At 61.4% G+C, this 25,656-nt stretch carries 19 protein-coding genes and 1 pseudogene; 14 read left to right on the top strand and 6 right to left on the bottom strand.

The genetic code is table 11. From position 1 onward, the window contains the following. Window positions 1-2,203: 2,203 nt before the first annotated feature. Window positions 2,204-3,100, bottom strand: coding sequence for a LysR substrate-binding domain-containing protein (locus tag ACVWY3_RS37360; protein ID WP_456842913.1), 897 nt, complete (start codon window positions 3,098-3,100; stop codon window positions 2,204-2,206). A 110-nt stretch (window positions 3,101-3,210) separates the two neighbouring features. On the opposite strand from ACVWY3_RS37360, the gene ACVWY3_RS37365 reads away from it, so the two are divergent. From ACVWY3_RS37365 to ACVWY3_RS37385, 5 genes are all read left to right on the top strand, one after another. Beyond that, window positions 3,211-3,960 (top strand): SDR family NAD(P)-dependent oxidoreductase, encoded by a 750-nt coding sequence (locus tag ACVWY3_RS37365; protein ID WP_456843550.1) that lies wholly within the window; start codon window positions 3,211-3,213, stop codon window positions 3,958-3,960. A gap of 24 nt (window positions 3,961-3,984) precedes the next feature. Then, complete coding sequence (locus ACVWY3_RS37370; RefSeq protein WP_456842914.1) at window positions 3,985-4,824, top strand: transketolase; 840 nt, start codon at window positions 3,985-3,987, stop codon at window positions 4,822-4,824. Then, a complete protein-coding gene (locus ACVWY3_RS37375; protein WP_456842915.1) occupies window positions 4,821-5,831 on the top strand; it encodes a transketolase family protein in 1,011 nt (336 codons plus the stop codon). Before ACVWY3_RS37370 ends, ACVWY3_RS37375 begins: the two co-directional genes overlap by 4 nt. Window positions 5,832-6,010: 179 nt before the next feature. Continuing rightward, window positions 6,011-7,036 (top strand): TRAP transporter substrate-binding protein, encoded by a 1,026-nt coding sequence (locus ACVWY3_RS37380; protein WP_456842916.1) that lies wholly within the window; start codon window positions 6,011-6,013, stop codon window positions 7,034-7,036. Window positions 7,037-7,063: 27 nt separating this feature from the next. Continuing rightward, the gene (locus tag ACVWY3_RS37385; RefSeq protein ID WP_456842917.1) at window positions 7,064-8,926 is read left to right on the top strand and encodes a TRAP transporter large permease; all 1,863 of its coding nucleotides are present in this window, start codon (window positions 7,064-7,066) and stop codon (window positions 8,924-8,926) included. Window positions 8,927-8,971: 45 nt separating this feature from the next. Here the strand turns inward: ACVWY3_RS37385 and ACVWY3_RS37390 are convergent, their stop codons facing one another. Both ACVWY3_RS37390 and ACVWY3_RS37395 read right to left on the bottom strand, forming a co-directional pair. Then, window positions 8,972-9,118, bottom strand: a complete 147-nt coding sequence (locus ACVWY3_RS37390) for a hypothetical protein (RefSeq protein ID WP_456842918.1) — start codon at window positions 9,116-9,118, stop codon at window positions 8,972-8,974. A 404-nt stretch (window positions 9,119-9,522) separates the two neighbouring features. Beyond that, window positions 9,523-10,403, bottom strand: a pseudogene (locus ACVWY3_RS37395) (GNAT family N-acetyltransferase). Window positions 10,404-10,752: 349 nt separating this feature from the next. Here ACVWY3_RS37395 and ACVWY3_RS37400 point away from each other — a divergent pair. From ACVWY3_RS37400 to ACVWY3_RS37410, 3 genes are all read left to right on the top strand, one after another. After that, window positions 10,753-11,676 (top strand): 2-hydroxyacid dehydrogenase, encoded by a 924-nt coding sequence (locus tag ACVWY3_RS37400; protein WP_456842919.1) that lies wholly within the window; start codon window positions 10,753-10,755, stop codon window positions 11,674-11,676. A gap of 13 nt (window positions 11,677-11,689) precedes the next feature. Continuing rightward, complete coding sequence (locus tag ACVWY3_RS37405) at window positions 11,690-12,046, top strand: cupin domain-containing protein (protein ID WP_456842920.1); 357 nt, start codon at window positions 11,690-11,692, stop codon at window positions 12,044-12,046. A 208-nt stretch (window positions 12,047-12,254) separates the two neighbouring features. Then, entirely contained in the window at window positions 12,255-13,712 is a 1,458-nt protein-coding gene (locus ACVWY3_RS37410; protein ID WP_456842921.1) for an NAD-dependent succinate-semialdehyde dehydrogenase, read from the top strand. Between the two features lie 135 nt (window positions 13,713-13,847). On the opposite strand, the gene ACVWY3_RS37415 is transcribed toward ACVWY3_RS37410, so the two are convergent. Further along, window positions 13,848-14,537, bottom strand: a complete 690-nt coding sequence (locus ACVWY3_RS37415) for a haloacid dehalogenase type II (RefSeq protein ID WP_456842922.1) — start codon at window positions 14,535-14,537, stop codon at window positions 13,848-13,850. A gap of 345 nt (window positions 14,538-14,882) precedes the next feature. Here ACVWY3_RS37415 and ACVWY3_RS37420 point away from each other — a divergent pair, with 345 nt between their 5' ends. Further along, entirely contained in the window at window positions 14,883-16,259 is a 1,377-nt protein-coding gene (locus ACVWY3_RS37420; RefSeq protein WP_456843551.1) for an aminotransferase class III-fold pyridoxal phosphate-dependent enzyme, read from the top strand. Window positions 16,260-16,376: 117 nt separating this feature from the next. Here the strand turns inward: ACVWY3_RS37420 and ACVWY3_RS37425 are convergent, their stop codons facing one another. Together ACVWY3_RS37425 and ACVWY3_RS37430 are read right to left on the bottom strand one after the other, a co-directional pair. After that, complete coding sequence (locus ACVWY3_RS37425; RefSeq protein ID WP_027544593.1) at window positions 16,377-16,853, bottom strand: Lrp/AsnC family transcriptional regulator; 477 nt, start codon at window positions 16,851-16,853, stop codon at window positions 16,377-16,379. A 111-nt stretch (window positions 16,854-16,964) separates the two neighbouring features. Beyond that, entirely contained in the window at window positions 16,965-18,290 is a 1,326-nt protein-coding gene (locus ACVWY3_RS37430; protein WP_456842923.1) for an NAD(P)/FAD-dependent oxidoreductase, read from the bottom strand. A 683-nt stretch (window positions 18,291-18,973) separates the two neighbouring features. Between ACVWY3_RS37430 and ACVWY3_RS37435 the strand changes: the two genes are divergently transcribed. The 5 genes from ACVWY3_RS37435 to ACVWY3_RS37455 all read left to right on the top strand — a co-directional run bounded on the left by ACVWY3_RS37435 (window position 18,974) and on the right by ACVWY3_RS37455 (window position 25,641). Next, window positions 18,974-20,662 (top strand): ABC transporter ATP-binding protein, encoded by a 1,689-nt coding sequence (locus tag ACVWY3_RS37435; protein ID WP_456842924.1) that lies wholly within the window; start codon window positions 18,974-18,976, stop codon window positions 20,660-20,662. Between the two features lie 9 nt (window positions 20,663-20,671). Further along, complete coding sequence (locus ACVWY3_RS37440; RefSeq protein WP_456842925.1) at window positions 20,672-22,336, top strand: peptide ABC transporter substrate-binding protein; 1,665 nt, start codon at window positions 20,672-20,674, stop codon at window positions 22,334-22,336. A gap of 74 nt (window positions 22,337-22,410) precedes the next feature. After that, window positions 22,411-23,361, top strand: coding sequence for an ABC transporter permease (locus ACVWY3_RS37445; RefSeq protein ID WP_456842926.1), 951 nt, complete (start codon window positions 22,411-22,413; stop codon window positions 23,359-23,361). Window positions 23,362-23,397: 36 nt separating this feature from the next. Further along, window positions 23,398-24,276: an ABC transporter permease gene (locus ACVWY3_RS37450; RefSeq protein WP_456842927.1), complete on the top strand. Its 879-nt coding sequence runs from the start codon at window positions 23,398-23,400 to the stop codon at window positions 24,274-24,276. A 54-nt stretch (window positions 24,277-24,330) separates the two neighbouring features. Continuing rightward, complete coding sequence (locus ACVWY3_RS37455; RefSeq protein ID WP_456842928.1) at window positions 24,331-25,641, top strand: NAD(P)/FAD-dependent oxidoreductase; 1,311 nt, start codon at window positions 24,331-24,333, stop codon at window positions 25,639-25,641. Window positions 25,642-25,656 lie beyond the last annotated feature (15 nt).

A 25,656-nucleotide genomic window follows, 5' to 3' on the forward strand; every position in this document is an offset into this window, starting at 1 on the left:
GCCTGCGATCCAGTTTGCGTAATCCGGTAGTTTCAGGAGTATGTCGGCGTGTTCTTTGACCACCGGACAAGTTGCTTGTAAGCGAGATAGGCGATCTGCATATGCCCTTCGTCCCACCAAGCCGCGGCAGGCGAAAATGAGAAGCATGTGAAGGCGACTGACGCAGCAGGCGAACGCATTGATACCTCCCGGACGAAGCGGCCCTCTGCCGCGTGAATAGCCGACGTTTTTTCATATCCTGCACGGTCTGTTCCTTCAGCGGTATGACACCATCGACTGTTACCGATCTCCCGTCGTAAGTTTTGTGCCGCCTGTTTTGGAGGACGTGCTGGGGACCGGCTCCAGCGAATTTCGTGCTTGAACGACCTTTGACTGACGGTGATAGCGCAAGCATTTTTGACGGCGCTTCCACAGCGTTTTTTCCAACCTTCGGGGATTGCCTCTGTGCTCCTGGGCCGGCTGCCTTTGGTCCACTATATAGTGCTCCTAAAGGATCGTATTCCCGCGACGTCCTGAAGCATGCGTGAGACGAAGTCCCTATTTCGGCCGGCCACGCGAAGTAATCGTTGCAAAGCGTCATGACGCAAGAGTTTCGAATACTCTGGTCATAAATGGTCCAGTTTTCCGGTCTCAGATCATGTCCCATGGCGCTTCCTTGCAATGGTGCGATAGGATGCACCATCAAAGGCAGGGGCTAAACATCTAGCGAACCTGAACCCGCGGTAAGCGCGCCCCAGGCAAGCGGACGACGATCTGCCTGTCCGTGATGTCGACGACTTCCTTGCGCTTCCTCCCGTCATTGTACCGCAATTCGACCGTCACTCCCGATGCAGATGGGGCAAAGGGCTCAGGCGTAAGGCTGATCCACCCCTCCCCCAAATTCAGAATGATCGGTCGATCCGCCCGGAGTCGGGCGTCGAGCAGCACCAAGTCCAATCGGAGAGACTGGAGCCGCACGTTGAGCCGTCGCCGCACGCCATGGCCAGATACGCAGCCTGTTAGCGAACGTCTCCATGATGCCGCCGTGACAAACCTTCCCAGATGGGATCGTCGGCAACGATCGTCGCAGCAGCGCGGACCGCCCCACAAAAGCCCAGGTCGATCTCGCACGAGTAATACCACGTTCCATGGTGATGCAGCTCTACCGCGCTACCCAGCAGAGCACGCTGATCAAAGGAGGCCCTTTTGGACGCCGATGGGACTCCTGCCGCCATCGAGCACCCAAGGACCGATGATGCCATATCTGGCGAGATCGGCTACGACACGTTTTCCAGTGGTCATGAGGCATGGTGCCCGCAGGCGTTCGCCGCGCCTGAAGCGACCATGTGTTCGCGCCATTTTGGTCGATGCCCAGGTCTCACACATGAAAACGAGACGATCCCGGTCGACCTTGTCCTGGCTCTCGCGCGAGCCTCGTCGCCCTTCGAAGCGTCCGGACGGTCTTGCTCTGCGTCATGGGAGTCTCTTTTTGCGCGTGATCTTGTGACGCTCGAAGAAGCGGCGGTTCGTGCCATAGCCAAAGCGTAGGCCCTCTTTGCTCAAGCTGTGCCGCAGTTCATCGATAGTGCTATCGGGGCGAGGCCTCGAGCACAGCCATGATCGTCGCCCGATGGGCCTCGACCCGGTGCTGCGATTTCCGAGGCCGTTGGGCCTTTGGCAGAGCACCGCGCCGTGCTCCCGCTCGCGCCTTCGTCATCGGAGTGCGCTCGCTGGGCTTACTCCAAAAGCTCGGGAGCCCGCCGTTGTGAAACGCGCCCTCAATACAGACGACCTTGTCCATTCCCAATTCCTGTTTCGGCAGATGGTCCCCGCTCCTCCTTCAGCACGCGCACAGTAGTTCGTCAGCGCCCGGTTATATCCGACGAACAGCGCTCGCTCAGCCTCAATCCTCCACACATCGATCCAGCTATTCGATACCTGCCGCATTGAGCTGCTCCGCGATGCTTTGAAACGACGTCTCAGAGCAAGTGCCCTCGCGGCGCTCGCTAACAATCGTACGATTTTGCACGCCAATCTACGATCTTCCGCCACCCCGATGGCGGCGCCTCGGATAATGGGCACGAATGATACGATTGTGAGGATTTATGGAGGCCCGTTTGCTTGGGCGCCGACTTCGATGTGCTGAAGACGCGACCATCGGAGCTCGAGACGCAAAACAGCCGCACGCTTGGTTGGTTGCGGGCTGCTCGGCTTGACTTCGATATTAGTGCGAGGAACCCAGGGTCTCGCCAGCGAGTTGCGCCACGAGCCAATCCGCGAAGGCTCGTACCGCAGATCTCTGTCGACTGGCGCGCGGGTAGATCAGGCGATGGCCGACGTAGCGGATATCATTGGCGCGCCCTGCTAGCGGCGCAACTAGTCGCCCGCTCGCCAGTTCGCGTTCGGCCAGGAGCGTTGATTCCAACGCTACTCCCAATCCCTCCGCAGCCGTCGCGATTGCAAGAAAGCTGCGATCGAATCTCATGCCGTGAAGTGCAGGGGCTTCCAATCCGTTGGCAGTGAACCATTGGTGCCACTGAACCTGTTTTACATCGGAACGGATCAGCGTCTGATCAAGAAGGTCGGCAGGCTTCCTGATCGATTTTGCGAGTGCAGGGGAGCAGAGCGGCGTGACGGTCTCCTCCGGGAGAGGAACAATTTCGACACCTTCCGCTCGGGGCGGGCCGTAGACGATGTCGATATCGAAATCGTCGTTGCTGAAGCGCGCATAATCCGTGCTGGCAGCCAGCCGAACTTCGAGCTTCGGATAAGCGGCGAGAAACTGTGCAAGTCGCGGGGCAAGCCATTGCGCGGCAAAGCTCGGCGCGGAATGAACGCGCACCAATTGCGGCCCGCGCGCGGCGACTTCCTCGAGACCGCGGCGGAGCTGATCGAACGCCGCTCCGGTGTGGCGCATCAGGTTTTCGCCGGCTGGCGTGAGCCGCACGGATCGCGCGCTGCGCTCAAACAAAACGGTCCGAAGCGTGTCCTCCAGCTTGCGGATGGCATGACTGACGGCGCTCGGCGTCAGGTGAAGCTCATTCGCCGCATCGCGAAACGATCCGGTGCGGGCGGCGGCTTCAAAGGCGCGAATTGCCGATATCGGGACGTTTGACAGCATTCCATAAGTGAACCAGATTCATCGATCCGTGACAACTGTGCGTTTGTCTGTTGCGCGTCCGCGAGGCATTCCTAGCCTTGCCAAGGAAAAACAATTTGCGGGAGGAACTGATGCTGCTCAGCGGTAAGACAGCCATCATTTCGGGCGCGGCCTCGCCGCGCGGCATCGGGCTGGCCACGGCACGCCGGCTCGCTACCGAGGGCGCGCGGGTTGCCATTCTCGATGTCGATGCCGCAGCTGCAGCGGGTGCAGCGAGCACTCTTGGTACAGAGCATATCGGGGTGTCGTGCGACGTCGCCGACAAGTCATCATGCGACCGGGCGGTCACTCGCGTAGTGGAAGCATTCGGCGGCATCGATATCTTGATCAACAATGCCGGCATCACCCAGCCCGTCAAGTTTCTGGAGATTTCGGCGGCCGACTGGGATCGCATCCAGGATGTCAATCTGAAAGGGGTTCTGTTCCTCTCCCAGGCCGTGATCCCGCATATGCGTGCACGGAAGTCTGGATCGATCGCCTGCATGTCCTCAGTTTCGGCCCAGCGCGGCGGCGGAATTTTTGGCGGACCGCATTATTCGGCGGCGAAGGCCGGCGTGCTGGGTCTCGCCAAGGCGATGGCCCGTGAGTTCGGCGCGGACGGCATCCGCGTCAACTGCGTGACGCCGGGCCTGATCGGCACCGATATCACCGCCGGAAAGCTGAGCGATGAGATGAGGACGAAGATCCTGGAAGGCATTCCGCTCAATCGCCTCGGCACAGCGGACGACGTCGCTGGCATCTACACCTTCCTAGCTTCGGATCTCTCCGCCTACGTGACTGGTGCCGTGATCGACGTCAACGGCGGCATGCTCATCCACTGAGCAGGCGAGACAGGACCTAGATCGATGGAAACGCTGACCAACACGCCCAAGCTGGCCGACCGCGCCTACAACATTCGCCGCAATGCGCTGCGCATGGGCGAGGTCCAGGGCCAGGGCTATATCGCACAGGCGCTGGACATCTCCGACGTCCTCGCCGTGGCCTATTTTCACGCGATGCGCTACCGGCCGGAAGATCCGTCCTGGGACGAACGCGACCGCTTCCTGCTCTCAAATGGGCACTACGCCATCGCGCTCTATGCGGCTTTAATCGAGGCGGGGATCGTCCCCGAGGAAGAGCTCGAAACCTATGGCAGCGACGAGAGCCGCCTGCCGATGTCGGGCATGGCCTCCTACACGCCCGGAATGGAAATGTCGGGCGGATCGCTCGGGCTTGGGCTCAGCATCGCCGTCGGGATGGGCCTGGGACTGAAGCGCAAGAAATCGGACGCACGGGTGTACACGTTGTTCTCCGACGGCGAGCTCGATGAAGGCTCGGTCTGGGAAGCCGTCCAGTCGGCGGGCCATTACAAGCTAGACAATCTGATCGGCATCGTCGACGTCAACAATCAGCAGGCGGACGGTCCTCCGACGCAGGTGATGGCGTTCGAGCCGCTGGTCGAGAAGCTTCAGGCTTTCGGCTGGTTCGTGCAGCGGATCGACGGCAATGATCTCGATGCCGTGGTTGCCGCGTTCGATGTCGCCAAGTCTCATCCTGCGCCCAAGCCGCGGATGATCGTTGCCGACACGCTGATGGGCAAGGGCGTTCCCTTCCTGGAGCAGCGCGAGAAGAACCATTTCATCCGCGTCGAGCAGCACGAATGGCAGCTCGCGCTGGCCGCGCTGGAAGTCGGGAGGCAGGAATGAAGACCGTCAGATCAGCACCACAGCAGGGCAAGCCGCGCCTGACCACCTCAGCCATGATCGCTTCGATCGCGGCCGAGGGACAGAAGACGAAGCCGGCGCCGTTTGGCCATGCGCTGGTCGAGCTCGCGCGCAGCCGTTCCGATCTGGTCGGCATGACGGCCGATCTCGGCAAATACACCGACCTACACATCTTCGCCAAGGAATTTCCGGACCGCTACTACCAGATGGGCATGGCCGAGCAGCTTCTGTTCGGCGCCGCCTCAGGCCTTGCTGCCGAAGGTTTCATGCCGTTCGCGACCACTTACGCCGTGTTCGCATCCCGCCGTGCCTACGATTTCATACATCAGACGATTGCGGAGGAAGACCGCAACGTGAAGATCGTTTGTGCATTGCCCGGGCTGACCTCCGGCTATGGCCCGAGCCACCAGGCCGCGGAGGATCTCGCGCTCTTCCGCGCCATGCCGAACATGACGGTCATCGATCCCTGCGACGCGCATGAAATCGAGCAGCTGGTGCCTGCGATCGCGGCGCATCAAGGGCCGGTCTACATGCGCCTGCTGCGCGGCCAGGTGCCGGTCGTGCTCGACGAATACGACTATAAGTTCGAACTCGGCAAAGCCAAGCTGATCCGTGACGGGAAGGACCTTCTGATCATCTCATCCGGCATCATGACCATGCGTGCGCTCGAGGCGTTGCAAACTCTGAAGAACGACCGTGTCGATGCTGCGGTGCTCCACGTTCCGACCATCAAGCCGCTCGACGCCGAGACGATACTGCGAGAAGCCCGCAAGTCAGGCCGCCTGGTCGTCGTTGCCGAAAACCACACGACGATTGGCGGTCTCGGCGAGGCGGTCGCCGCACTCCTGATGCGTTCAGGCGTCCATCCGCCGTTCCGCCAGATTGCATTGCCGGACGAGTTTCTTGACGCCGGTGCACTTCCGACGCTGCACGACCGCTATGGCATTTCCACCGCCGAGGTCGCAAGGCAGATCAAGCAGTGGCTTTAGCGCACCGGCACTAAGCGCCAGTCAGGCCGAATCCGAGTGAAGAGTTCCACCCGCTGCATGTTGCGGCGGGCGAGCGATGGCTGTTGCCCGAATGCGGGCGGTCGAAGAGCCCGGACAGCTGAAAAGCAGCGCCGGCTCATGCAGCCGGCACAACGTCAATACAGGATCAGGAGGAAAACATGACTGTCTCGAAGCCCGGACGCATCAGCCGCCGTTCGCTATTGATGGCGGCGAGTGCCGTACCTCTCTGCGCGATTCTGACCCGTCCGGCGTCTGCCGCCGAGTTCGTCTATAAGTTCGCAACCGGACAGGACCCGACCCATCCGGTGAACCTCCGGGCGCAAGAGGCGATCGATCGCATCCGCGAAGCGACCAGCGGCCGGCTGGAGATCAGGCTGTTCCCGGCCAATCAGCTCGGCTCCGACACGGAGCTCCTGACCCAAGTTCGCAGCGGCGGCGTCGAGTTCTTCAACCAATCGTCCTCGATCCTTGCCACCCTGGTGCCGAGCGCCGGCATCGTGAACACCGGCTTCGCATTCACCGACTACGACAGCGTATGGAAGGCGATGGACGGCGACCTCGGCACCTACATCCGGGCGCAGATCGCCAAGAGGCCGATCATGGCGGTGTCGAAGGCCTGGGACAACGGATTCCGCCAGGTGACCTCGTCCGGCCGCGAGGTGCGGACGCCGGATGATCTGAAGAATTTCCAGATCCGCGTTCCGCCCGCGCCGCTGCTCACTTCGCTCTTCAAGGCGCTCGGCGCCGGGCCGACGCCGATCAACTTCAACGAGGTCTATTCCGCGTTGCAGACCAAGGTCGTTGACGGGCAGGAGAATCCGTTGCCAATCATCGCGACCGCCCGGCTCTATGAAGTGCAGAGCACGTGCAGCCTGACAGGGCACGTCTGGGACGGCTACTGGATCCTCGGCAACAAGCGCGCCTTCGAGCGCCTGCCGAAGGACGTGCAGGAGATCGTGACGCGCGAGCTCGACCGCTCCGCGGTCGATCAGCGCGCCGACATCGCGAAGCTTAGCCAGTCACTTCGCGCCGATCTTTCGGCCAAGGGTCTCAAATTCATCGACGTCGATCGCGCCGCCTTCCGCCAGGCCTTGTCGAAAACCAGCTTCTACGCTGACTGGAAAGCCAAATTTGGCGAGGAGGCATGGTCGCAGCTCGAGAAAGCCGCGGGCCAGCTATCATGACCAGCGTGAGCCATACGCCGCACTTGGATGGCCGGTGTGGCGGCCGGCGCGTCGCAGGCGGGCCGGCGCAGTTGGGTCGTGACAGCGAACACTGTGCTTGGCCATATCGTCGCTGTACCTACAGCACTGCTCGTGCTGGCGGAAATCGCAGTGCTGTCCGCGGGCATTGTGGGCAGATATGTGTTCCGCTCGCCGATCGTCTGGTCTGACGAGCTTGCCGGCATTCTCTTCCTCTGGCTCGCCATGCTCGGATCCGTGATTGCGTTTCAGCGCGGCGAGCATATGCGGATGACCGCCATCGTCGGCGTTCTCAGTGCGGAAGTTCGCGCATTCCTGGACGTCGTGGCGGCCGCAGCATCGCTGGCCTTTCTCGTACTTGTCGTCCGGCCGGCCTACGAATTCGCCGCCGATGAGGTATTCGTCACGACGCCCGCGCTCGAGATCGCCAACAGTTGGCGTGCGGCAGCGTTGCCGACCGGAGTGGGACTGATGCTGATCGCAGCGGTCCTCCGACTGATCCGCATTGCGAGCCTGCGCAGCTTACTGGCTTCGGTCGCGATGGTCGCAGGCATCATCGCGACCTTCGTTCTGCTCGCTCCCTTTTTGAAGCCGCTAGGTAATCTGAATCTCCTGATTTTCTTCGTTTTCGTCGTAGGCGCGATGGTCTTTGCGGCCGTGCCGATCGCATTCGCATTTGGTCTTGCGACGGTCGGCTATCTCGCCTTGACGACCAGCACGCCCGACGTGGTGATGATCGGACGGATGGACGAGGGCATGAGCCACCTGATCCTGCTCGCCGTGCCGCTCTTCGTCTTTCTCGGCCTCCTGATCGAGATGACGGGCATGGCGCGCGCCATGGTCAGTTTCCTGGCGAGCCTCCTGGGCCACGTGCGCGGCGGATTGCACTACGTGCTGGTCGGAGCGATGTATCTGGTCTCGGGCATTTCCGGCTCCAAGGCAGCGGACATGGCTGCGGTGGCTCCTGTCCTGTTTCCCGAGATGCGGCAGCGCGGGGCTAAACCGGGAGACCTCGTTGCGCTTCTCGCGGCGACCGGCGCCCAGACCGAGACGATCCCCCCCTCGCTGGTCCTGATCACGATCGGCTCGGTCACGGGCGTGTCGATCTCGGCGCTGTTCACCGGCGGCTTGCTTCCCGGCGTGGTGCTCGCGGTCATGCTCGCGGCCGTGGTGTGGTGGCGATATCGCCGCGAGGACCTGTCTCACGTCAAAAGGGCGAGGGCCCGGGAGATTGGCCGCGCCTTCGTCATCGCGATACCGGCCATCGCGCTGCCATTCGTGATCCGGACCGCCGTCGTCGAAGGTGTCGCGACCGCAACGGAGGTCTCGACCATCGGCATTCTTTATTCGGCCTGCGCGGGTCTCTTCGTCTATCGCCAGTTCGACTGGCGTCGCATCTATCCGATGCTGGTCGAGACAGCCTCGCTGTCAGGCGCGATTCTGCTCATCATCGGCGCGGCGACAGGCATGGCGTGGGCGCTGACCCAATCGGGATTTTCTGCCTCACTGGCAAAGTTCATGACCAGCCTTCCGGGTGGGGTCGCCGTCTTTCTGGCGGTGACGATCGTGACCTTCGTGATCCTGGGCAGCGTGCTGGAGGGAATTCCGGCCATCGTCCTGTTCGGTCCGCTGCTGTTCCCGATCGCGCGGCAGGTCGGGGTGCACGATGTCCACTATGCGATGGTGGTCGTCCTCGCCATGGGCATCGGCCTGTTCGCGCCGCCGTTCGGCGTCGGCTACTACGCGGCCTGCGCCATCAGCCGCATCAATCCGGACGAAGGCATGAAGCCGATCGTGGGCTATATGATCGCGCTCCTGATCGGCACGCTGATCGTTGCCGCCGTGCCCTGGGTATCGATCGGCTTCCTTTGATAACCGGCGAGGCGCCCTCGCGGGAAACATCGCGCGGGCATCCCGTCAGGCGAATTTCGGCAGATGCAGCGGCAGGCCATCGCAGGTCATGTCAATCTCCTCGACCTGGCCCTTGCCGGCCTCAGTGACGCGTAGCTTCCTGCCTACGAGCGCAGAGGCACAATTGGTCGGCTGGGGTCCGTCCAGGACCAACGAAGTCCTCCTCGCCGCAACCGCACAAATCTCCGCAACCGCGAAAAGCCGATCCCGCTCCTAGGCCGCCCTTCGTCACTGTATTTGGTAACCGGTGTTCGCTATGGCGTCCCAGTCGTAGCCGGCAGTGAAGTCGAAATAGCGCACCTTCGATTTCTCGCGAAAAGGGTCGCTTCGACGCTACCGCCGGCAAGACCTCCTACAACATAGCTTCATACCAGCTTAGAACTGCGCTTACCTCGGGCTCGAGAACTGCCTCATGCTAAGGAATGGATGAGATATCGTAAGTTTGGTTGGTGTGGGGAAAGGCGGTAGCGCTCCCCCGCTACCAATCCTGCGATTTTGCACGCCAAACTACGATTTTGCACGACCCTCCGGCGCCTAAATCAAGGCAGGTGCGTAGCTTAGCTCAACGCGTGACCCGCTAGCCCGTACACCCACGGTTCATTTTCCTTGCGATTCAGGAATCGCCGGCCCTTAGACATCGTTGTGACAGTATCGGTCATTCCGAGGCGGCTCTGTTGAAGGAAGTCGGCAAACAGACCCGTCTGCTCCCGCGTATCGACGCGGACGAATTGTCCCGCGAGATCCTTGAGATGCACGGCCGTGAGATGGATCGCGTCACAATCATTGCTGGCGATGATCGGGCCGATCACATGACCGCGCCCGAATTCGCGCTTCATGGAAAAACCCACGGTCTCTCCGCCGCGGCGCAAGACGGAGATCGAGGCACCTTCAGAAAGCAATGCGAGCAGCTTCTGCCGGTTGGTTCCGAACGCGCGTTCGTCCAGTGCTGCGATCTCACCAATGTTCGCAGTGGACAGCGAGCTCAATTCGCCGGCCAGAGCCGGCACCGGCGGAGGCGGTGAGACGATTTCTCCTTGCCACTGATACACGGTGGCTTCCTTCGTGAATCCCAGCGACAGATACAGATGATAGGCGGCATGGGTGTTGAGTTGAGGGTCAGATTCCGATCGCCACACCGCTCGAAAACCTGCTCCATGAGCCAGCGGCCAGTCCCTTGTGCCTGGGTTCGGGGCGATGTGATCACCAGGCCAATCGTCGCGAAATCGTGCCCATGTGGGAACCACATCGCGCTGCCGAACACGCGTCCTATGCCATCAACGGCTACGATGCCATGACCTGCGCGGCGTAAGAAATCCCAATCCTTGGGGCGATGCGGCCAGCCAACCCCGGTCGAGAGCGCGTGGAGCAGCGTCACATCAACGTCGTTGATGTCTTTCGCGGCCAGTTCAAAGGACTTCACGCGTACCGTTCGTCCCATTCAGCTCATCCGTTCCTTCGCGGCACCCAAAGCTTCCGGCCCATCGCCCTCGCCGGCCTTCTGCTGCGTGCCGCACCAGCCCTGTTTTGCAGCAGCTTAGCCCGGAAGGCCAGCAGGTTTCGCCTGTTTGGCAGGCGGTATTCGGAATGTTTCGCCGCAAGCGCAACTTGATTCAGCAGGGAAAGCTTCTGGTCGGGGTCTATCGATAGCCGGCAACAGCAGGCAGGGTGAGCCCCAGTGAATATTGAAGGCTTCGCTGGAGGGCTCGCCGCCTTTCCAGCCCTCAGTGGTCGGCCAGGCCGGTCTCGACGCCCAGCATCCCAGGCGAGGACCTGAGAGGACCACGTCGATGGCGTTCCTTTTAAATTCCGATGCTGCTCGGGGGGCAATTTTCCGGCAAGCTTTTGCGCGCGAGCTCCCTGATCTCGAATTCTATCATTCCGGCGAATGCGTTGATCCGGCAAAGGTACGCTACCTGTTGACCTGGAACGTACCGAATGATGTCGCGCGGTTTCGAAACCTGGAAGTGCTCTTTTCCATCGGTGCGGGGGTCGATCAATTCAAGCCGGAGACCATACCCGACCACGTGAAACTCGTGCGCATGGTTGAAGACGGCATCATACGTATGATGCAGGAATATGTCGTGCTCGGCGTGCTCACGCTCCATCGCGAGATGCTGGCCTATCGGGAGCAGCAGGGAAGGCGCCTATGGCAAGCCCTTGCAAGCGTTCAGTCGGACGACCGGCGCGTCGGCTTCCTGGGGCTTGGGATGCTGGCGCAAGCTGCGATCGATCGCCTGAAGCCGTTTCGATTTCCTCTCGCCGCGTGGAGCCGCAGCAAAAAGGTGGTGGAGGGTGTCACCTGTTTCCATGGCGAGGACCAGCTTGGCAGTTTCCTGCAAGGAACGGATATCCTCGTTTGTCTTCTTCCCCTGACGGAGCAAACGCGAGGCATCCTGAACGCAAGGCTCTTCTCTCTCTTGCCGGAGGGAGCGAGGCTGCTGCATGTCGGCCGCGGCCCGCAGCTTGACCAGGGCGCGCTCATCGAGGCGCTGGACAACGGCCACCTGGTAGCGGCCATGCTCGATGTCACCGATCCCGAGCCACTGCCGGAGAGCCATCCCCTCTGGGCGCACCCGAAGGTGATCATCACGCCGCATATCGCCTCCGTGACGCAACCGCTTACGGCAGCGCAATCGGTCATAGAGAACATCCGGCGCCACCGCGCTGGACAAAAACTGATCGGCCTCGTCGATCGAACACTCGGCTACTAACGGGAAAAACGCCATGTCGCTTCTGGTCACCATCGACACCAATCCGGATTTCGCACCGAAGAACGCCGTGCCTGCTCCGGAACGGCTCATTTCTGGCAATCCGTCCTTCAAGACCTGGGCGCAGGACGCCTCGAAAGGCGAGAAGGTGCTGACCGGCGTCTGGGAAGCAACGCCAGGCGAGACCCATTCCATCAAGGGTACCACCTTCGAGTTCTGCCACATCCTCTCGGGGCTGATCGAGATCGAGGAAAAGGGTGGTGAGACCAGGACGTACCGCGCCGGCGACAGCTTCGTGATGAAACCCGGTTTCGTCGGGGTTTGGCGCACGATCGAAACGGTGCGGAAGATCTACGTCTGCCATTATGACTGAGACGATGCCGAGGACCGCTGTTAGCAGTCCTCGGCATTTTCGACTTGCGAGGCCGCGTCGGACCGGATTCAACGCGGCCAGTCACTTCATTCTCAATGAAAAATGCGGCGTGCGGTCCTGTACTGCTCGCATGAGACGGCTTCGTCTCGCCAATCGCACATCCAGTGCAGTGATGGCGGGACAGGCCCAGAAAACGAGGAGCAAGCCCATGATTGCGTTAAAGGACAAGGATCTGTTTCGCCAGCAAGCGCTGATCGGCGGCAATTGGCGGGATGCGAGCGCGAAAGCCACCGTTGATGTCATCGATCCTGCGAGCCTGAAAGTGCTTGGCACCATCCCCGACATGGGCCGAGACGAAACAAGGACAGCTATCGACGCAGCGGCCGCTGCATTCAAGCATTGGAAGACCAAGGCTCATGCAGAGCGTGCCGCGCTGCTGGAGCGCTGGTATGAGCTGATGCGACGCCATGAGCAGGATTTGGCGCTCCTGCTGACGCTGGAACAGGGCAAGCCACTTGCTGAAGCGCTCGGAGAAATCCGTTACGGGGCATCCTTCGTCAAATGGTTTGCGGAAGAGGCACGGCGGATCAACGGATCGACTATCCCGTCACCTACCGTCGATCGCCGTATTCTGGTGCTGAAGCAGCCGGTCGGCATCTGCGGGATCATCACGCCCTGGAATTTCCCCAACGCGATGATCACGCGCAAGGTCGCACCAGCACTCGCGGCGGGCTGCACCGTTGTCATCAAGCCCTCTGAATTCACGCCGTTCTCAGCTCTCGCTATCGCTGTTCTGGCCGAGCGGGCCGGAATTCCACCTGGCGTGATCAACATCGTGACGGGCATGCCCGCGGAGATCGGCCAGGAACTGATGGCCAATGAAACCGTCCGCAAAATCTCCTTCACGGGATCGACTCGCATCGGCGCGCTGCTGATGAAAGGAGCCGCCGACAACATCAAGCGGCTCAGCCTCGAGCTCGGCGGCAACGCGCCTTTCATCGTCTTCGACGATGCCGATCTCGACCGGGCCGTCGAGGGCGCGATTGCTTCGAAGTTCCGCAATGGCGGACAGACCTGTGTCTGCTGCAATCGCATTCTGGTGCAATCCGGCGTTTACGACGCCTTCGCCGAGAAGCTCGCCAGCCGGGTCGCGAAAATGAAGGTCGGTGCCGGTACCGAAGAGGGGGTCGCAATCGGGCCGATGATCAACAGCGCGGCGATCGAGAAGATCAAGCGGCACGTGGTGGACGCGCTCGATAAGGGCGCAAAGATCATCGCGGAGAGTGAGACGGTGCCGGAAGGTCGGCAATATGCGCGCCCTCTCGTGCTCGGCGGCGCGACGACTGAGATGCTGCTCGCTTCGGAGGAGACGTTCGGGCCGGTCGCTCCGCTTTTCCGCTTCGAGACCGAGGACGAGGCGATTGCGATCGCCAACGGTACGCCTTTCGGCCTTGCCGCCTATTTCTACACGGAAAACCTGAAGCGTTCCTGGCGTGTTGCCGAAGCGCTGGAGTTCGGCATGATCGGCCTGAACACCGGCCTGATCTCGACGGAGGTTGCGCCGTTCGGCGGTGTCAAGCAGTCGGGCCTCGGCCGCGAGGGATCTCAGCTCGGGATAGAAGAATATCTCGAGACCAAGGCGCTCCATGTCGGTGGGCTGGACTGAAACGGCCCATCTGATCAGTAGCTGAAACGAGAAAAAGGGGGCGGTCAAACCGCCCCCTTTTTCCTTCAGCGCACCGATCTCTATTGAAGCTTTCGAAGAAGTGAAGCGCCGCGAGAGACCCCAAAAACAATACGCTCAGGCGCTTTTGCGCAGGGGCTCCAGGCCGACTGCCGCAGCAAGCCCATCGATGCCAGCGACCTCGGTGTATTCATAGAAGGGATTGGCCGGCTCGTGACCGCGGTTCACCCACACCTTGCTCTTGATGCCCAAGTCGTATGCCGTCATCAGGTCGTAGCGGAAGGAGGAGGAAACGTGCGTAATGTCTTCCGGGCCGCAGCCCAGCTTGTCCAGCATATATTCGAAGCCCTTCATGTGCGGCTTGTAGGCGCCGGTTTCCTCCGCCGTGATGACCGTGTGGAAGGGAGCGCCGAGCTTTTCGACGTTCGACATGATGAGATTCTTCATCGAATTCGACAGGATGACCAGCGGGATTTCCTTCGCCACCCGAGCCAAGCCCGCCGGAACGTCGGGATGGGGGCCCCATGTCGGCACCTCGTCATAGATGCGCTCGGCATGCTCCGGGCGGAATGCGATGCCGTTGCGCTTGCAGGCGCGCTCCAGCGCATTGTGTACGACGTCGAGATAGGGTTTCCAGGCGCCGAGAACCTCGTCCAGGCGATAGGCCGAAAAATCCTTGATCAGCTTTGCCATCGCTACGGACGACAGCTCCCAGCCATAGACGCGCGTCGCCGCGCCGGCCATGTCGAAATTGGTCAGCGTGCCGTAGCAGTCGAAGGTGATGTATTTGGGTCTGAACGTCGCCATGGCTCCAATCCTTGCGATCTCACGCACCGCTTGCCGGTACGACAAGCATCATAGCGAGCAGCGGACAAGACAATGCGCCGATGTCGCGGCGGTCGAGAGCAGATTGTGTCGTATCGGATCGAAGATGTGGCAGAGAGTTGCGGGAACAGGGATCTCCGCGCTGCGCCCCCGATGCCGAGCGCCGCCTAGTGCCGGCATAAGATGCCGCGTCGGTCGCCAATGAAAGTCGAAACGCCCCTCGTCGCCGTCCTGGCTGCGAGCAACTGCTGTCGTGGTCATCTTACGTTACGCCCGAAGACATCGGGGTGGCCCCCACAAGCATTGCGGCTAAATCTGGAGAACGACATGTTGAGCAACTCGCTGATTGAACTCGATCGCGCGCATCTGATTCACCCGGTCTCATCCTATCGCGGCCACGAGGCCACGGGCGTCCGCGTGCTGAAGTCGGCGAAGGGCGCGACGCTGACCGATATCTCGGGGCGTCAATTGCTCGATGGCTTCGCGGGTTTGTGGTGTGTCAATGCCGGTTACGGACAGGACAGCATTGTTGAAGCGGCTTTGAGGCAGCTGCGCGAATTGCCTTATGCGACGGGCTATTTCGGATTGGGCTCAGAGCCGGCTATCCGGCTGGCCGCCAGGCTGGCCGAATTGGCACCTGGTGATCTGAACCATGTCTATTTCACTTTGGGCGGCTCCGATGCCGTCGACAGCACGATCCGATTCATTCGGTACTATTATCATGCCAAGCGTACGCCACAGAAGGATCAGTTCATTTCCCTCGAGTCTGGCTACCATGGATCGTCGACGGCAGGGGCCGGCTTGACCGCGCTGCCGGCCTTTCATGCGGGCTTCGGAGTACCTTACGACTGGCAGCACAAAATCCCGTCGCACTACGCCTATCGCAATCCCGTTGGTTCGCATCCTCAGGCGATCATTGCGGCGTCGGTCGCCGCTCTGCGGGCCAAGATCGCCGAGCTCGGCGCCGAACGCGTTGCCGCCTTCTATGTCGAGCCAATACAGGGCTCAGGGGGCGTCCTCGTTCCGCCGCCGAGCTGGCTGAAGGCCATGCATGCCGTCTGCAAGGAGCACGACATTCTGTTCGTCGCCGATGAGGTCATTACCGGCTTTGGCCGAACCGGCCCGCTGTTCGCCTGTGAAGAGGATGACGTTGTGCCGGATCTCATGACCACGGCAAAGGGACTGACCTCGGGCTATGTGCCGATGGGTGCCGTTCTGATGTCCGACCGCGTCTACAACACCATTGCCGACGGCGCCGGCAAGGCGGCCGTCGGCCATGGCTACACCTATTCCGCCCATCCCGTCAGCGCAGCAGTGGGACTGGCGTGCCTTGACCTCTACGAAAACGGCCTGCTGGAGAACGGCCGCAAGGCCGGGCACCGCCTGATGGAAGGTCTTCGCGAGTTGGCGGATCATCCGCTTGTCGGCGATGTCAGGGGTCGGGGCATGCTGGCTGCCATAGAGCTCGTCACCGATAAGGAGCGCAAGACGCCGCTGCCGGCGGAAGCCGACGCGGCGCGCCGTATTTTCGACCGCGCATGGGACAACGGTCTCGTCATCCGCGCCTTTGCACAAGGCGTGCTGGGATATGCGCCGCCGCTGTGCTGCACGGAAGCGGACATCGACGGTATCATCGAACGGACCAGGAAGACGCTCGACCACACGCTCGAAGACAAGGACGTCCGCGCGGCCATGAAAGGATGAGGACCGAGCCTGTCCTCTAAAGCATGATCCGGAAAAGTGCGAAGCGGTTTTCCGAAAAGATCATGCTCGAACAAAGAGCTAGAGCGCGATGACGATTCATCGCAATCTCATCGCGCTTTAGCCGTTGAATATGCTTTCGAGCGGCAGATGAGATTTCACGATCGGTGACTTCAGCACGACGAAGCTGAAGTATTTGTCGATGCCGATGTCCATCTCGACTAGGCGCTCCATGACCGCCTGATATTCGCTGATCCCCGCGGTGATGAACTTGACGAGATAGTCGTACCCGCCCGAGACCAAATGGCATTCGACCACGGAATCGATCTTCTCGATCGTCGTGAGAAAGCGCGCGAAATCGATCTGCCGATGATTCTTGAGGGTGATTTCAGCGAAGACCGTCAGGGTCTGTCCGAGCTTGGCAACGTCGATCTGGGCGGAATAGCCGGTAATGAAGCCTTCCGTCTGCAGCCTCTTGACGCGCATCAGGCAGGGGCTCGGGGAAAGGTTTATCAGTTCCGCGAGCTCGACGTTGGAGATCCGCCCGTTCTTCTGCAGTTCGCATAAAATCCTGATGTCGATCTTATCGAGCTTCATAGCAATGCCACGAGATGGGGTGAGACAACGGCGTCAAGGGTCCGAGGCGTCAGCGTCATGCGCACTGTCATAACATCAACCAGCATCTTTTCCCAACCGGGGAGACCGGATCTAGAACTCGCTGACCTTGCCCCAGGCGCTCCCTTTCAGCCGCTCCGGCCTGTAGGGACGCGGGTCGACGATCGGCGCACGACCGGTGATGATGTCGGCGATCATGTGTCCAGTGCCGGGCCCAATCCCGAAGCCGTGGCCGCTGAATCCCGCCGCAAGGATGAACCCCGGGATAGACTCAACTTCACCGATTGCGGGAATGCCGTCCGGCGTGCTGTCGATGTAGCCGGCCCAAACGTTTGAGATTGCGACGCCCCGGATTTCAGGCACGAGCTCGCAAGCTCGTCGATGTGTCAGCCGAATCTGCCTCATGTCGGGGCGGGGATCGAGCGTCCGGTTCAGCTCCATCGGAGTCACCTCATCGAGCCTCCATTTCACCAGGGATTCGTGGCCTTGCCGCAAGCCCTCGAACGCGCCCGGGCTAAGGCTTCGCCATCGGCGAGCGAACATCGGCAGGAATTCGCGGCCGAACCTGAACTGCTGCGGCGTCGGATCCAGTCTCGCGCGTCCGCTGATAGCCAGGGTGTATCCACCATTGCCGCGCCGGGTGAGCGAGACGAGCCCAGCGTAGAGGGCATCAGGCAGCCCGGCCGCGCCGGGGGCCAAGGCGAGAATGGAAGAGCGCACGGATGCCTGCGGAAAGCGAATACCGAGTTGGTTGCAGAACGAAGACGCCCACGCGCCTCCTGCCATGACGGCCGTTTTCGTCCGGATCGTGCCGGCTTCGGTCACCACTCCGCTGACCCGGCCGCCACTGAGCTCCAGGCCGCGCGCTGCGCATTGCTGGTGCACGGTGCCACCCGCCGCCATGATCGCGCGCGCGGCGATGGGCACCGCCTTTGAGGTATCTGCCGTCCCGTCGGTTGGAGAGAAGACGCCACCTTTCCACTTGCGTCCCGTCGCCTTACCTCGCTCGTTGGCTTCTTCCGCACTCAACATGTGCGTCGTGACGCCGACGGTCCTCGCGAAGTCTCGCCACTTCGCCCAGCCCGCCAGCTCGTTCTCGTCGTTCGACAGATACAACAGGCCGCAGCGGCGGAAGCCGGTGTCTTCACCGGTCTCATGGGCAACCTTCTCCCAGAGATCGAGGCTCTTGGTTGCGATCGGCAACTCGCGCGCATCGCGGTTCTGTTGACGGCACCATCCCCAGTTGCGACTGGATTGCTCGGCGGCGACGCGGCCTTTCTCAAGCAGCGCGACCTTGAGGCCTCGACGCGCCAGGTAATAGCTCGTGAACACGCCGATCACCCCGCCGCCAATGACGACGACGTCTGCCTCTCGCGGCAGGGAAGGGCTGGATTCGATGTGCAAGAGTGGCGGGTTCATGGGGGCAGGGACTCCGATGCTTGCCGAATCGTATCCGGGCAGTTGCGGCAGACGCACTTCGGACTTTCGTGGTTGGGCGGAATTTCCTGCGGTTTACGGCTTATCGTGCGGACAGTTATTGCAAAGATACTTCGATTGTACGCCATCTCGTGGGCGTGAAGACTGACGGCTGGTCTCTGCAATGAGATCTGCCTTTTCGCGGCCCGCAGGCGAACCCCAGCCGAACAAGCGCGCGAGCGGCCGCAGACCGAAATGCCAAATCGGGCTTCGTTTTTAGAACTTCATGCTGCCTATCCGTCGCGTTTCGGCGACTCCAGGATGGTTGAAGCGGCCAGACTTGTGAGTACCGGATCAATGTCGATCAATGGGCAGAATTCAAAAGGTGACGTGCGATGTGCCTTGTCTGGGAGGAGACCTCTGCCGAAGCGATCGCGCTGGGCGCCACTGGCAGCCTCCCGGGCCTTGATTCATGGTTCGAGCGATCCATTCGACTGATCGTCCGCGCTCAGCGACGCCTTTGTCTGTAGAGCAGCCAGCTCTGAATCATGTCGTATTCACCGCGCGGAGAATGGCAGAATGACCGACGAGTTGTTGACCTGTCTGAGCGCAGCGGCGGCAAAAAGGGCCGAAGAGCCGATCCGCAACGGAATCATGGGACGCGCGTGAAAGGGGAGAATGTTCAGATGATCTCTGCCCCGCAGCCTTCAGCCTCGGAAGATGTGGCACTCGCGGTCCGCGACCTGACCGTGAGCTTGCCGGCCGGCATGGAGCGGGAGCACGCGGTCGAGAACGTCTCCTTTGAACTGAAGCGCGGCCAGATCCTCTGCATCATTGGAGAATCCGGTTCTGGCAAGTCAGTCACGGCCAATGCGATCATGGGGCTCTTGCCCAAGTCGATCCGCGTGTCTTCGGGAACAATCCGTCTGCAAGGCATGGACCTCGTAGGGCTCTCGCCGGAGAGTCTGCGAGACCTCCGTGGCCGTGTGGTCTCGATGATCTTCCAAGACCCGCTCTCCGCGCTCAATCCGCTCATGACAGTGGGCGCGCAGATCGAGGAGGTGATGGCGGCGCACGGTGCGGGAACGGCGAAATCCCGCCGTAGCCGCGCCATAGAATTGCTGACGGAGGTAGGCCTTCCGGATCCGCCGCTGATGTATCACCAATATCCGTTCCGGCTGTCGGGCGGGCAGCGACAGCGGGTGATGATCGCCATCGCTCTGGCTCTGGAGCCCGCGATCCTGATCGCGGACGAGCCGACCACCGCACTCGACGTGACGACCCAGGCGCAGATTCTGCAACTGATCCGCGACATTCAACGCCGCAAGGGAATGAGCGTGATGTTCATTACCCATGACTTCGGAGTTGTGGCTGAGATTGCCGATTCCGTTGTGGTGATGGAGAAGGGCCACTGCGTGGAGCAGGGGAGCGCCGAGCAGGTGTTGAAGTCCCCGAGCCATCTCTACACGCGCCGCCTGATCGCGGCCGTGCCGCATCTGACCGGCAAGGATCGCGTCCCGGCGGAAGCTGCGGCCACGTCCTCCATTCTGAAAGTCGAATGTCTGGTCAAGACCTACCGCAGCGGCAGTGCGCTGTTCGGCAGGCAGCGGATCGTACCCGCGGTCAATGGCGTGTCGTTGGAGCTTTCTCCGGGACGCACCCTGGGCGTCGTTGGAGAAAGCGGCTCCGGCAAATCATCCCTCGGGCGATTGTTGATCAAGCTCCTCGACAGCGACAGCGGCTCTATCCTGTTCGAGGGACGCGACGTCGCCCGGCTGTCCGAGGCCGAATTTCGGCCGCTTCGGCCAAAGATCCAGATGATTTTCCAGGATCCATTTGCCTCGCTCAATCCGCGATCAACGGTCGGGCAAATACTGACGGTTGGTCCGATCGCGCATGGAGTGCCTCGCAAGGAGGCATGTGAGCAGGCACGAGAGCTCCTGGCTCATGTCGGCCTGGATGCGGGAACCTTCGATCGTTATCCCCATGAGTTCTCGGGTGGCCAGCGTCAGCGCATCGGAATCGCGCGGGCTCTGATGTTCAAGCCGAAGCTGCTGATCGCTGACGAAGCGGTTTCCGCGCTCGACGTATCGATCCAGGCGCAGATCCTGAAGTTGCTGGACCAGATCCAGCGGGAGACCGGCGTATCGATGATCTTCATCACGCACGATCTGCGCGTGGCCAGCCAGATCTGCGATGAAATCGCGGTCATGCATCGAGGACAGATCGTCGAGCACGGACCGCCATCGCAGATCTTCCTGAACCCGAAATCCGCCTATACGCGAGAACTGGTTGCTGCCATTCCCGGCGAGCAGCAGAGCAGCGCCCGCGCCGTTGCAAGCCATTCGACATTGGCCGGACATAGCCACATATGAGGAGGGGTCATGACTGAAGCAAAGACTGCATCGATCTATTCGCGGCGTAGCGCACTCCAGTTGATGATCGCCGGCGCTGCCGGCCTTGCCGGATCAAATCTGCTGGACGAACCCGCCTTCGCGCGCACCTCTCCGGCGAAACCAACCGGCCGCGTGATCGTCGGGCTTGGGCAGGAGCCGACCGTCTTCAATCCGCTGATGGCCCACATCGAAGTCGATGATGGCGTGCACTTCTCGATCTTCGATGCTCTGTTCAGGATCGATCCTCAAGGCGTCATTCAGCCCAACCTTGCCGTGGAAGTGCCGGACCAGAAGAACGGCGGCATTTCGGCTGACGGTCTCAACTGGCGTATTCGTCTACGGGATGACGCGCGGTGGCACGACGGCACGCCATTCAGCGCCGAGGACGTGAAGTTCACGCTCGAACTGATCATGAATCCGAACTTCCGTAGCTGGCGTACAGCCGGCCATGCGCTCGTGCGCGATATCACAGTGATCTCGCCGACGGAGATCTCGTGGCGAATGGAAGAGGCTTTTGCGCCCTATCTGTCGTTCCTGACCGAAACCTTCATCGTCCCCAAGCACATCCTCTCGAAGGAGGCCAATCCGAACAACGCTGCCTTCAACCAGGCGCCAATTGGCACCGGTCCGTTCAAGTGGGGCCAGCGGGTCGCCGGCGATCATCTCGAACTCGTCGCCAACACCGAGTATTTCGGCGAAGGCCCTCACATCGAGAAGCTGGTCTTCAAATACATTCCAGATCTCACCGTCCTCTACACCCAGTTCAAGAGCGGCGACATTGATCTCGTGGGGCAGCCCTACATCACGCCCGATCACTACGGTGAAGCCAAGACGCTGCCGAACCGTGTGGTGACGCTCGTCCCAAGAACCTCGTTCGAGTCGTTTTACCTGAACCTCGATCGCCCCCAATTTAAGGAGCTTGCCGTTCGCGAGGCGCTCTATGCGGCGATCGACAAGGAGGCGATCATTCAGGGTCTCTATTACGGGGTGCCCACCCCGACCGAGACGTTCATGCCGCGGCAGTCCTTCTACTTCAACGCCAATCTGCCCCTGCACCAATTTGACGTGAATCGCGCAGGCAAGATCCTCGATCAGGCCGGCTGGGCAAAGGACGCGGACGGCATTCGTGCCAAGAACGGCGTTCGCCTGTCCTTTACCAATTCGACCACGTCCGGCGATCCCCTCCGCGAACAGGTGCAGCAGTATCTGGAGCAGACGTTTGCGCAGCTCGGCGTCGAGATGAAGATATCGAACCTGCCCGCCGCCGTGATGTGGGGCGAGTTCTGGGGGCAGTCAAAATTCGACTCCGTTATCGTCGGCAGCACCTACCTGATCGGTGCAGACCCCGACGTGACCAACCGCCTGCACTCGCGCTCGATCGCAGCGAAGGGCGGTCGCGGCTCGAACAATGCGCAGTATGTGAATCCGGAGGTCGATGCCTTGCTGGACAAGGGCGCACGCACCTTCGATCCGGAAGCACGGCGCGCGATCTACTTCCGGGTCCAGGAACTCGTGCGTCGTGACCTGCCTTTCCTGCCGCTGTATCAGAGCAACTCGGTCGAAGGGCTCAAGAAGGGGATCAACGGATTCGTGCCGAATGGAAATACGCGGACCGAGTCGTGGAACGCCCTGGCCTGGTATTGGGCGAGCTGATGTAGCGCCGCCGGAACCCCGCATGGGCTGAGGACGCCGCTCGGTCGACGGCCCGAAGGTCAACGGAGACTCGAATGTCCGCCTTTCTGCTCAATCGCTTCGCGCAGAGCATCGTGCTGCTGGTGATCGTCTCGGTCATCGGTTTCACCGTTCTCAACTTCATGCCGGGGGGGCCTCTCGCTCAGTTCGGCCTCGATCCCGGCATGACGCAGAAGGACCTCGAGCGGCTCGCCGCTCAGCTCGGGCTGAACCGGCCGCTCTGGATCCAGTATCTCGATTGGGCCTGGCGGCTGATTCAGGGCGACTGGGGACACTCCTTCCGCGATGGCTCGTCGGTGCTGGCGGTGATCGGCCGACATCTTCTGGCGACCCTGCTGCTGATGGGCACGTCCACCGCTCTGGCGATTGCGGCCGGCACCTGGATCGGAATCCGTGGTGCCACGCACCGCTATTCCCTGTTCGACTACTGCGCGACGATCGGAGCCATGGTTGCGCTGTCGGTTCCGACTTTCTGGTTCGGCCTGATCGGAATCTACATCTTCACCCTGAAGCTCGGCTGGGTGCCCGCAGGCAACATGTACACGGTCGGTGACGGCTCGGTGCAGGATTATCTGCATCACCTGATCCTGCCGAGCCTGGTGCTCTCGCTGGTTCATGTTGCGATCTGGAGCCGTTATATGCGCACGGCGACTCTCGATGCGCTGAGTCAGGATTTCGTCAAGACGGCCCGCGCCAAGGGCGTGAGCGAACGCCGCATCCTGCTGAAGCATGTCGTCGGCAATGCGCTGCTGCCGATGATCACGCTGGCAGGGATGCAGCTGCCCAGCATTCTCACCGGGGCGCTGGTCACCGAGACCGTCTTCACCTGGCCGGGAATGGGGCGGCTGTTCCTCGACAGCCTTGGTTACAGCGACTATCCGGTGGTGATGGGGTTGTTGATCTTCTCGGCCATTCTGGTCGTGCTCGGCAACCTGATCGCAGACATCGTCATCGCCACGGTCGACCCGCGAATTCGCCTGGGCTGAGCCCGCGGCTAACCCCTGTAGCAGGAGGCAGCAGATATGACCGCCATCGTCGCCCATGCCGCTCCCGTTCGGTGGTGGCACAGCCGCGTGATACGCCGCTTCACGCGTCATCATCTGGCGCTGGTTGGCATCGCAATGATCAGCTTGCTCGTGCTGGCGTGCGCCATTGGGCCCTATGCTCTGCCGTACGACTCGCTGCAGATCGATTTGCGCGCCCGCTTTGCTCCGCCTTTCACCGGTCAGCATTACCTCGGTACGGATCCGTTGGGGCGCGATCTGGCCGTGCGACTGTTGCTGGCCGGACGGGTTTCGCTGCTGGTGGGATTCTCGGCGATGCTATTGTCAACGCTGATCGGAACGCTCGTCGGCGTGACGGCCGGCTATCGCGGCGGCTGGGTCGCGGCGGCGCTGATGCGCATGGTGGACGGCTTCCTGTCCTATCCCTCGATCTTCCTGGTGCTGGCGCTGGCCGCAACGCTGCGGCCGAGCCCGGCGATGATCACCGTGATCATTGCCGTCACGAGCTGGATGGAGACCGCGCGCATTGTTGAGGCCGAGGTCCGCTCGCTGCGCGAGCGCGAATTCGTCCAGGCGGCGCGCATGGCGGGGCTAAGCCGCGCTCATATCATGTTCCGCGAAGTCTTGCCCAATGCGATGGGTCCGATCATCGTCGCCGCAAGCCTGGCAGTTGCCCGCGCGATCCTTCTGGAAGCCTATATCAGCTTCCTCGGCTACGGGATCCAGCCGCCGCTGCCGAGCTGGGGCAATATGCTGAACGGCGCGCAGCAATATCTGGCCAGCGCTCCATGGCTCGCCATCATTCCCGGTGCCGCGATCACGATCGCCGTGACGAGCTTCAACTTCATCGGCGACGGCTTGCGGGACGCCCTCGATGTTCGAAACGACAGCTTTTGATCGATGTGAGCCCGGCCGCGGCCAAACTTAAAAGATGTAAGAGAAGCACAAGCCATGCACGCGCCCAGAATTGCCGAGAAGGCGACGCCCTATTGGTGGGAAGCGGCCCCGCTGAAGCCGCTGTCTCAGCAGCCGTTGCCCAAGAAACTCGACGTATTGATTGTGGGTGCGGGCTACGCCGGACTCTCGGCCGGTCTGGTATTGGCGCGCGAGGGACGCTCAGTTGCAGCTTTCGATGCAATGCAGCCCGGGGAAGGGGCTTCCACGCGCAATGGTGGGATCACCAGTGGAAGCATCCGTCCGGATTACGCGACACTCACGCGGAGGTTTGGTGGAGAGAGGGCGCTGGCGATCGAGGCAGAAGGCAAGGCCGCCCGCGAGTTCCTGTACGAATTCATCAAGACAGAAGGGATCGCGTGCGACTTCCAGCCGGTGGGACAGTTCAAAGGCGCGTTCGGATATGAACAATACGAAGCCATGGCGCGTACCGCCGAGAGGCTCTCGACGAGGTTGGGCATCGAGGCTTACGCAGTGCCCTATGCCGAGCAGCGAAAGTACATCGGCACGGATGTCTATCGCGGCGGCACGGTTCGAATGGACATCGGCGGACTGCATCCGGCGAAATTCCACGCCGAACTGCTGCGTGTCGCGCTCGCGTCCGGATTGACAGTCCACGCCCGGACGCCCGTCGTCTCGATCGACAGAGATGGTGCCGGATTCCGCGTCGTCACCGCGGCCGGCTCGGTGCAGGCGCGTCAGGTGCTGGTCTGCACGAATGGTTACACCGATAGCGTCGTCCCTTTTTTGCGTCGCAGGCTGGTGCCCGTTCGCAGCCGGATCATTGCGACCGAGGAGCTCGCGCCTGAGGTCATGGCGCGGCTGATGCCGAAACGCATGATGATCACCGAGAATCGGCAGGTCGGCTTCTATTACCGGCCTTCGCCGGACGGCAGACGCATTCTGCTCGGCGGCCGCGACAGCTCCCGCGTCGGCGATCCAGTCGCCCCCAAGCTGGCGCTTCGCAAGGGCCTAATCAATCTATTCCCTGAGCTGCAGGCCGTTCGCCTCTCGCACAGCTGGTTCGGCAATGTGGCCATGAACCGCGACATGATTCCCCGCATCTTCGACAAGGACGGCATCGTCTATGCCACCGGCTTCTGCGGTTCGGGCGTGGTCTGGGCGCCATGGATCGGCATGCATGCGGCGCACAAGCTCATGGGACATGACGCGCAGGCGCGCACGGCGTTTGACTTCCGGCCGCCGGCCTTCATCCCGTTCTATCGAGGCAATCCCTGGTTCATGCCGGCCTTCATCCAGACCTATCGCATGCGTGATCGGATCGCGTTGTGGCGTGCCAGCCGCTGATGGCTGGCTCCGGGT

Source organism: Bradyrhizobium sp. USDA 4486 (assembly GCF_054057995.1).

Bases quoted from the DNA above. Each gene is read 5' to 3' on its own strand.
- ACVWY3_RS37410 (WP_456842921.1), top strand. From the start codon at position 12,255: ATGATTGCGTTAAAGGACAAGGATCTGTTTCGCCAGCAAGCGCTGATC.
- ACVWY3_RS37430 (WP_456842923.1), bottom strand. From the start codon at position 18,290: ATGAACCCGCCACTCTTGCACATCGAATCCAGCCCTTCCCTGCCGCGA.
- ACVWY3_RS37440 (WP_456842925.1), top strand. From the start codon at position 20,672: ATGACTGAAGCAAAGACTGCATCGATCTATTCGCGGCGTAGCGCACTC.
- ACVWY3_RS37380 (WP_456842916.1), top strand. From the start codon at position 6,011: ATGACTGTCTCGAAGCCCGGACGCATCAGCCGCCGTTCGCTATTGATG.
- ACVWY3_RS37375 (WP_456842915.1), top strand. From the start codon at position 4,821: ATGAAGACCGTCAGATCAGCACCACAGCAGGGCAAGCCGCGCCTGACC.
- ACVWY3_RS37425 (WP_027544593.1), bottom strand. From the start codon at position 16,853: ATGAAGCTCGATAAGATCGACATCAGGATTTTATGCGAACTGCAGAAG.
- ACVWY3_RS37385 (WP_456842917.1), top strand. From the start codon at position 7,064: ATGGCCGGTGTGGCGGCCGGCGCGTCGCAGGCGGGCCGGCGCAGTTGG.
- ACVWY3_RS37370 (WP_456842914.1), top strand. From the start codon at position 3,985: ATGGAAACGCTGACCAACACGCCCAAGCTGGCCGACCGCGCCTACAAC.
- ACVWY3_RS37405 (WP_456842920.1), top strand. From the start codon at position 11,690: ATGTCGCTTCTGGTCACCATCGACACCAATCCGGATTTCGCACCGAAG.
- ACVWY3_RS37365 (WP_456843550.1), top strand. From the start codon at position 3,211: ATGCTGCTCAGCGGTAAGACAGCCATCATTTCGGGCGCGGCCTCGCCG.
- ACVWY3_RS37360 (WP_456842913.1), bottom strand. From the start codon at position 3,100: ATGCTGTCAAACGTCCCGATATCGGCAATTCGCGCCTTTGAAGCCGCC.
- ACVWY3_RS37455 (WP_456842928.1), top strand. From the start codon at position 24,331: ATGCACGCGCCCAGAATTGCCGAGAAGGCGACGCCCTATTGGTGGGAA.
- ACVWY3_RS37445 (WP_456842926.1), top strand. From the start codon at position 22,411: ATGTCCGCCTTTCTGCTCAATCGCTTCGCGCAGAGCATCGTGCTGCTG.
- ACVWY3_RS37450 (WP_456842927.1), top strand. From the start codon at position 23,398: ATGACCGCCATCGTCGCCCATGCCGCTCCCGTTCGGTGGTGGCACAGC.
- ACVWY3_RS37435 (WP_456842924.1), top strand. From the start codon at position 18,974: ATGATCTCTGCCCCGCAGCCTTCAGCCTCGGAAGATGTGGCACTCGCG.
- ACVWY3_RS37415 (WP_456842922.1), bottom strand. From the start codon at position 14,537: ATGGCGACGTTCAGACCCAAATACATCACCTTCGACTGCTACGGCACG.
- ACVWY3_RS37420 (WP_456843551.1), top strand. From the start codon at position 14,883: ATGTTGAGCAACTCGCTGATTGAACTCGATCGCGCGCATCTGATTCAC.
- ACVWY3_RS37400 (WP_456842919.1), top strand. From the start codon at position 10,753: ATGGCGTTCCTTTTAAATTCCGATGCTGCTCGGGGGGCAATTTTCCGG.